This window comes from uncultured Aquincola sp. (assembly GCF_964001545.1).
Taxonomy (GTDB): domain Bacteria; phylum Pseudomonadota; class Gammaproteobacteria; order Burkholderiales; family Burkholderiaceae_C; genus Aquincola.
In genome coordinates this window covers 1-5,819 of sequence record NZ_CAXFDV010000044.1, presented here as the reverse complement: position 1 = coordinate 5,819, position 5,819 = coordinate 1, and the positions used below count along the sequence as shown (strand labels likewise).

Below are 5,819 nucleotides of genomic sequence, written 5' to 3'. Positions count from 1 at the left end.
CGGTGGATGCCCAGGCCGCAGTTGTGCGCGATGTCGGTCGCCTTGCTGGCCCAGGGGCTGACGGTGCCCAGCCGCGGCATCACCACGATGGCCGGTCCCTCGGCCGGGCCGGCATAGGCGTCGCCGTAGGTCAGCAGCGCGGCCAGCTTGTCGCGGTCGGCGGCAGGCAGTTCGGCGTCGGTCCACACCCAGTGCACGTGGCGCGCGGCCACGCCCGTGATGCGCGGGCTGACGGCCGCCAGCCGGGCCAGCAACGCTTGCGCACGGAAGGGCGACAAGGCGTTGCCGCCTTCGAAATGCAAAAGATGCTTGGAGGAAGTGGGCAAGACGGCAGCCATGTGAATGCGCCTGGGCGGCGGCAGGGGGGACTGGAGGCGAGCCGCGGATTCTAGGATGTCGATGGGATAATCCCTCGCCATGACGATCACCCTGAAAACCGGCGCCGACATCGAAGGCATGCGCATCGCCGGGCGCCTGGCCTCCGAGGTGCTGGACATGCTGACCGAGCACGTCAAGCCCGGCGTGTCCACCGAACACCTGGACAAGCTGGCGCACGACCACATCGTGCATGTGCAGGGCGCCATTCCCGCGCCGCTGAACTACGCGCCGCCGGGCTACACGCCCTACCCGAAGTCGATCTGCACCTCGATCAACCATCAGGTGTGCCACGGCATCCCGAACGACCGGCCACTGAAGAACGGCGACATCGTCAACATCGACGTCACCGTCATCAAGGACGGCTGGCACGGCGACACCAGCCGCATGTTCATCGTGGGTGAAGGCTCCATCGCGGCCAAGCGGCTGTGCGCCATCACCTTCGACGCGATGTGGAAGGGCATTGCCAAGGTCAAGCCGGGCGCCCGCCTGGGCGACATCGGCCACGCCATCCAGACCTTCGCCGAGAACCAGGGCTTTTCGATCGTGCGCGAGTTCTGCGGCCACGGCATCGGCAGCAAGTTCCACGAAGAGCCGCAGGTGCTGCACTACGGCCGCCCCGGCACGCTGGAAGAACTCAAGGCCGGCATGATCTTCACCATCGAGCCGATGATCAACGCCGGCAAGCGCGAAATCCGCGAGATGGGCGACGGCTGGACCATCGTCACCAAAGACCGCTCGCTGTCGGCGCAGTGGGAGCACACCGTGCTGGTCACCGAGACCGGCTACGAGATCCTGACGCTGTCGGCCGGTACGCCGCCGCCGCCGGCGTTCATCACCGACGCCAAGGCCGTTTCGGCCTAAGCCATGTCCGCGCGTTTGAACGCAGCGCCGGCGCCGGGCGGGGTCGGTGCCCTGCGGCAACGCTTCCGCGACACCAAGCAGCAGCTGATCGAGCATTTCCGCCAGTCGCGCGCCTCTGCGCCGGCGGCGGCGCGGCTGATCCGCGGCCTCACCCGCCATGCCGACGCCACGCTGGCCGACCTGTGGCTGCACGCCGGCATGCCGCCCGGCGCGGCCCTGGTGGCCGTGGGCGGCTACGGCCGCGGCGAGCTGTTCCCCTACTCCGACGTCGACGTGCTGGTGCTGCTGCCGGCCGACAGCGCGCTGGGCGCCAACGATGCGCTGCGTTCGTCGGTGGAAGGCTTCATCACCGCCTGCTGGGACATCGGGCTGGAGATCGGCTCTTCGGTGCGCACCGTGGCCGAATGCGTGGCCGAGGCCGCGCGCGACGTGACGGTGCAGACGGCGCTGCTCGAATCGCGCTACGTGTGCGGCGCGCGGCGGCTGTTCCAGACCTTCCGCACCCAGATGGATGCGGCGATGGAGCCCAAGGCCTTTTTGCGGGCCAAGTCGCTGGAGATGCAGCAGCGGCACGTGAAGTACGAGGACACGCCCTACTCGCTGGAGCCCAACTGCAAGGAAAGCCCCGGCGGCCTGCGCGACCTGCAGCTGGTCATCTGGGTGGCGCGTGGCGCGGGCCTGGGCCGCACCTGGAGCGAGTTGGCCGCCAACGGCCTGATCACCCCGTTCGAGGTCAAGCAGCTGCAGCGCAACGAAGGCCTGCTGCGGCTGATCCGCGCGCGGCTGCACGTGGTGGCCGGCCGCCGCGAAGACCGGCTGGTGTTCGACCTGCAGACCGCCGTGGCCGAGAGCTTCGGCTACCGCTCGGCGGGCGGCCAGCGCGCCTCCGAAGTTTTGATGCGCCGCTACTACTGGGCGGCCAAGGCGGTGAGCCAGCTCAACCACATCCTGATGCTCAACATCGAAGAGCGCATCAACGGCTCGGAAGACCTGCCGATGCGGCCGATCAATGAGCGCTTCTTCGACCGCGGCGGCATGCTGGAAGTGGCCAGCGACGACCTGTACCTGCGCGAGCCGCATGCGGTGCTGGAAACCTTTTTGGTGTACCAGCAGACGGTGGGCATCAAGGGCCTGTCGGCGCGCACGCTGCGCGCGCTGTACAACGCCCGCAACGTGATGAACACGGCCTACCGGCACGACCCGGTCAACCGCGCGCGCTTCATGCAGATCCTGCGTGAGCCCAGCGGCCAGACGCACGCCTTCCGGCTGATGAACCAGACCTCGGTGCTGGGCCGCTACCTCTGGGTGTTCCGGCGCATCGTGGGGCAGATGCAGCACGACCTGTTCCATGTGTACACGGTCGACCAGCACATCCTGATGGTGCTGCGCAACGTGCGGCGCTTCTTCATCCCCGAGCATGCGCACGAGTACCCCTTCTGCTCGCAGCTGGCCGCGCAGTTCGACCGGCCCTGGGTGCTGTACGTGGCCGCGCTGTTCCACGACGTGGCCAAGGGCCGCGGCGGCGACCATTCCGACCTGGGCGCGGTGGAGGCCCGGCGCTTCTGCCGCGACCACGGCATCGAGCGCCACGACACGCAGCTGATCGAGTTCCTGGTCAAGCACCACCTCACGCTCAGCCGCACCGCTCAGAAGGAAGACCTGTCCGACCCCGAGGTGATCCAGCGCTTTGCGGCGCTGGTGCGCGACGAGCGCACGTTGACGGCGCTCTACCTGCTGACGGTGGCCGACATCCGCGGCACCAGCCCCAAGGTGTGGAACGCATGGAAGGGCAAGCTGCTGGAAGACTGCTACCGCCTGACGCTGCGGGCGCTGGGCGGTGCCAAGCCCAACGTCGATGCCGAGATCGAGGCCCGCAAGGCCGAGGCGCGTGCGCTGCTGGCGCTGGCCTCGCAGCTGCCCGCCACCGAGGCACCGCTGTGGGCCACGCTGGACGTGAGCTACTTCACCCGCCACGACGCCATCGACATCGCCTGGCATGCCCGCATGCTGTGGCGCCACCTGGCGGCCACGCAGCCGGTGGTGCGGGCGCGCGCCTCGTCGGTGGGCGAAGGCCTGCAGGTGCTGGTGTATTCCCCTGACCGCGCCGACCTGTTCGCCCGCATCTGCGGCTATTTCGACGGCGCTGGCTTCAACATCCAGGACGCCAAGGTGCACACCACCGGCAGCGGCTATGCGCTGGACACCTTCCAGGTGGTGCATCCGCAGATGGACAACACGCCCTCCAGCTACCGCGACCTCATCTCGCTGGTGGAAGTGCAGCTGATGAAGGCGCTGCAGTCCGACGGCCAGCTGCCCGAGCCCAGCCGCGGCCGTGTGTCGCGCCGGGTCAAGAGCTTTCCCATCGTGCCGCGGGTCTCGCTGCGGCCCGACGAGCGGGCACAGCGTTGGCTGCTGTCGGTCAGCACCAGCGACCGCTCGGGCCTGCTGTATGCCATCGCGCGGGTGCTGGCACGCCACCAGATCAACCTGCAGCTGGCCAAGATCAGCACCCTGGGCGAGCGCGTGGAAGATACCTTTCTGGTCGACGGCAGCGCGTTGCAGCGATCCAAGGCACAGTTGCAGATTGAAAGCGAACTGCTCGACGCGGTGGCGCCGCTGGCCAGCTGAGCCAGCGGCCCGCAAGCGACGGCCAAAACCACAACCAGACCGCCCATGACCCGACTGCAACAACGCCTGCAGGACGTAGCGCCTGCCCGCCTGACGGCCATCCGACGCGGCATCGAGAAGGAAAGCCTGCGCGCGCAGCCCGATGGCGCGCTGGCCCTGACGCCCCACCCGGCCGGCCTGGGCTCGGCCCTGACCAACCCCAACATCACCACCGACTTCAGCGAATCGCAGCTGGAGCTGGTGACCGGCGTGCATGCCGATGCGCAGGCCGCGATCGACGAGCTCACCCGCATCCACCAGTTCACCTACCGGGTGATGGCCGAGGCCGGCGACGAGATGATGTGGGTGTCCAGCATGCCCTGCGGCCTGCCCACCGACGAGACCATCCCGCTGGGCCGCTACGGCAGCAGCAACGTGGGCCGCGCCAAGAGCGTCTACCGCATGGGCCTGGGCCACCGCTATGGCCGCCGCATGCAGACCATCTCGGGCATCCACTACAACTGGTCGATGCCGGGGCTCAGCAACGACGAGTACTTCGCGCTGATCCGCAACTTCCGCCGCCAGTCGTTCCTGCTGCTGGTGCTGTTCGGTGCCTCGCCGGCGGTGTGCGCCAGCTTCGTGCAGGGCCGCCAGCATGAGCTGCAGCCGCTGGCCGAGGCCGAAGGCACGCTGCACATGCCCTACGGCACCTCGCTGCGCATGGGCCGGCTGGGCTACCAGAGCGACGCGCAGGCCTCACTCTCGGTCAGCTACAACTCGCTGGAAGGCTACGGCGCCAGCCTGCAGGAAGCGCTGACCAAGCCCTACCCCGCCTACGAGGCCGTGGGCATCCGCAACCCGGGCGGCGACTACAACCAGCTGGCCACCACGCTGCTGCAGATCGAGAACGAGTTCTACGGCACCATCCGGCCCAAGCGGGTGATCTTCCCGGGCGAGCGGCCGCTGCATGCGCTGCGCGAGCGCGGCGTCGAATACGTGGAAGTGCGCTGCATGGACCTGAACCCGTTCATGGCCGCCGGCATCGACGCGGCCACGGCGCGTTTCCTGGACGTGTTCCTGCTGCACTGCCTGCTGAACGACAGCCCGCCGGACACGCCCGACGAGATTGCCGCGCTGGCCCGCAACCAGCACCGCACCGCCGCCCGTGGCCGCGAGCCGGGCCTGACGCTGGAGCGCGGCGGCCGCGACGTGCTGCTGGCCGACTGGGGCGCCGAGATCCTGCACGAGTGCGGCCCGATCGCCGACGCGATGGACGCGGCCACCGGCACCGGCAGCGCCTACCGCGATGCGGTGGCCGCCGCGGTGACGGCCTGGTCGCAGCCCGACACGCTGCCTTCGGCCCGGGTGCTGAAGGCGCTGCGCGAGGACCACGACGGCTCCTTCATCCGCTTCGTGCGGGCGCAGTCGCTGCAGGTGCAGCAGGCCATGCTGGCCCTGCCCTACCCCGACGAGCTGCATGCGCACTTCCGCGCGCAGGCCGAACAGTCGGTGGAAGCGCAGAAGGCCATCGAGGCCGCGGACACCATGCCGTTCGAGATCTATCGACAGGCGTATCTGGCGCCCCGCCGCCTCATTGCCTGAATGGCGCACCCGGCGCTTCAGGGCGCCGGATGCTGCGGATCGAACTCTGGGTCGGCCGGGTCGTTGGGCGCCGGCACCTGGCCGTCGTCGGGCTCCACCGGCTGCGGGCCGGGCTGGTTCGGGGGCAGGTCGCTCTCTTCATGCGGGCGGGGCTTCATCGTTGGCTCTCCTGGTTGAGCGGGCCCATTGAAAAAGCCCGCACGTGGCGGGCTTTTGGCAAGCGGCGAGCCGTTATGGCTCAGCCCATGTGAAGGCCGCCGTTGCAGCTGAAGTCGGCGCCGGTGGCAAAGCCGGATTCGTCGCTGGCCAGCCAGGCCACGATGGAGGCGATTTCTTCCGGCGTGCCCAGGCGCTTGATGGGGATGGTGCTG

6 protein-coding genes are annotated in these 5,819 nt (G+C 68.9%); 3 read left to right on the top strand and 3 right to left on the bottom strand.

Translation table 11 applies throughout. The annotated features are described in order from the left end of the window. Window positions 1–338 (bottom strand): hypothetical protein (locus ABNT58_RS01645; protein WP_348751772.1); only part of this gene is annotated, 338 nt, incomplete at its 3' end. A gap of 79 nt (window positions 339–417) precedes the next feature. On the opposite strand from ABNT58_RS01645, the gene map reads away from it, so the two are divergent. The 3 genes from map to gshA are packed head-to-tail and all read left to right on the top strand — an operon-like array spanning window position 418 to window position 5,448. Continuing rightward, window positions 418–1,239, top strand: a complete 822-nt coding sequence (gene map, locus ABNT58_RS01640; RefSeq protein ID WP_348751771.1) for a type I methionyl aminopeptidase — start codon at window positions 418–420, stop codon at window positions 1,237–1,239. 3 nt (window positions 1,240–1,242) lie between these two features. Further along, window positions 1,243–3,867, top strand: coding sequence for a [protein-PII] uridylyltransferase (locus ABNT58_RS01635; RefSeq protein ID WP_348751770.1), 2,625 nt, complete (start codon window positions 1,243–1,245; stop codon window positions 3,865–3,867). Window positions 3,868–3,912: 45 nt separating this feature from the next. Beyond that, entirely contained in the window at window positions 3,913–5,448 is a 1,536-nt protein-coding gene (gene gshA, locus ABNT58_RS01630) for a glutamate--cysteine ligase (protein ID WP_348751769.1), read from the top strand. Window positions 5,449–5,465: 17 nt separating this feature from the next. Here the strand turns inward: gshA and ABNT58_RS01625 are convergent, their stop codons facing one another. After that, window positions 5,466–5,606: a hypothetical protein gene (locus ABNT58_RS01625; RefSeq protein ID WP_250199367.1), complete on the bottom strand. Its 141-nt coding sequence runs from the start codon at window positions 5,604–5,606 to the stop codon at window positions 5,466–5,468. 80 nt (window positions 5,607–5,686) lie between these two features. Then, the coding region (locus tag ABNT58_RS01620) for an SDR family oxidoreductase (RefSeq protein WP_348751773.1) at window positions 5,687–5,819 on the bottom strand (133 nt) is incomplete at its 5' end.

Coding starts and splice junctions, on each gene's coding strand:
- map (WP_348751771.1), top strand. CDS start 418: ATGACGATCACCCTGAAAACCGGCGCCGACATCGAAGGCATGCGCATC.
- ABNT58_RS01635 (WP_348751770.1), top strand. CDS start 1,243: ATGTCCGCGCGTTTGAACGCAGCGCCGGCGCCGGGCGGGGTCGGTGCC.
- gshA (WP_348751769.1), top strand. CDS start 3,913: ATGACCCGACTGCAACAACGCCTGCAGGACGTAGCGCCTGCCCGCCTG.
- ABNT58_RS01625 (WP_250199367.1), bottom strand. CDS start 5,606: ATGAAGCCCCGCCCGCATGAAGAGAGCGACCTGCCCCCGAACCAGCCC.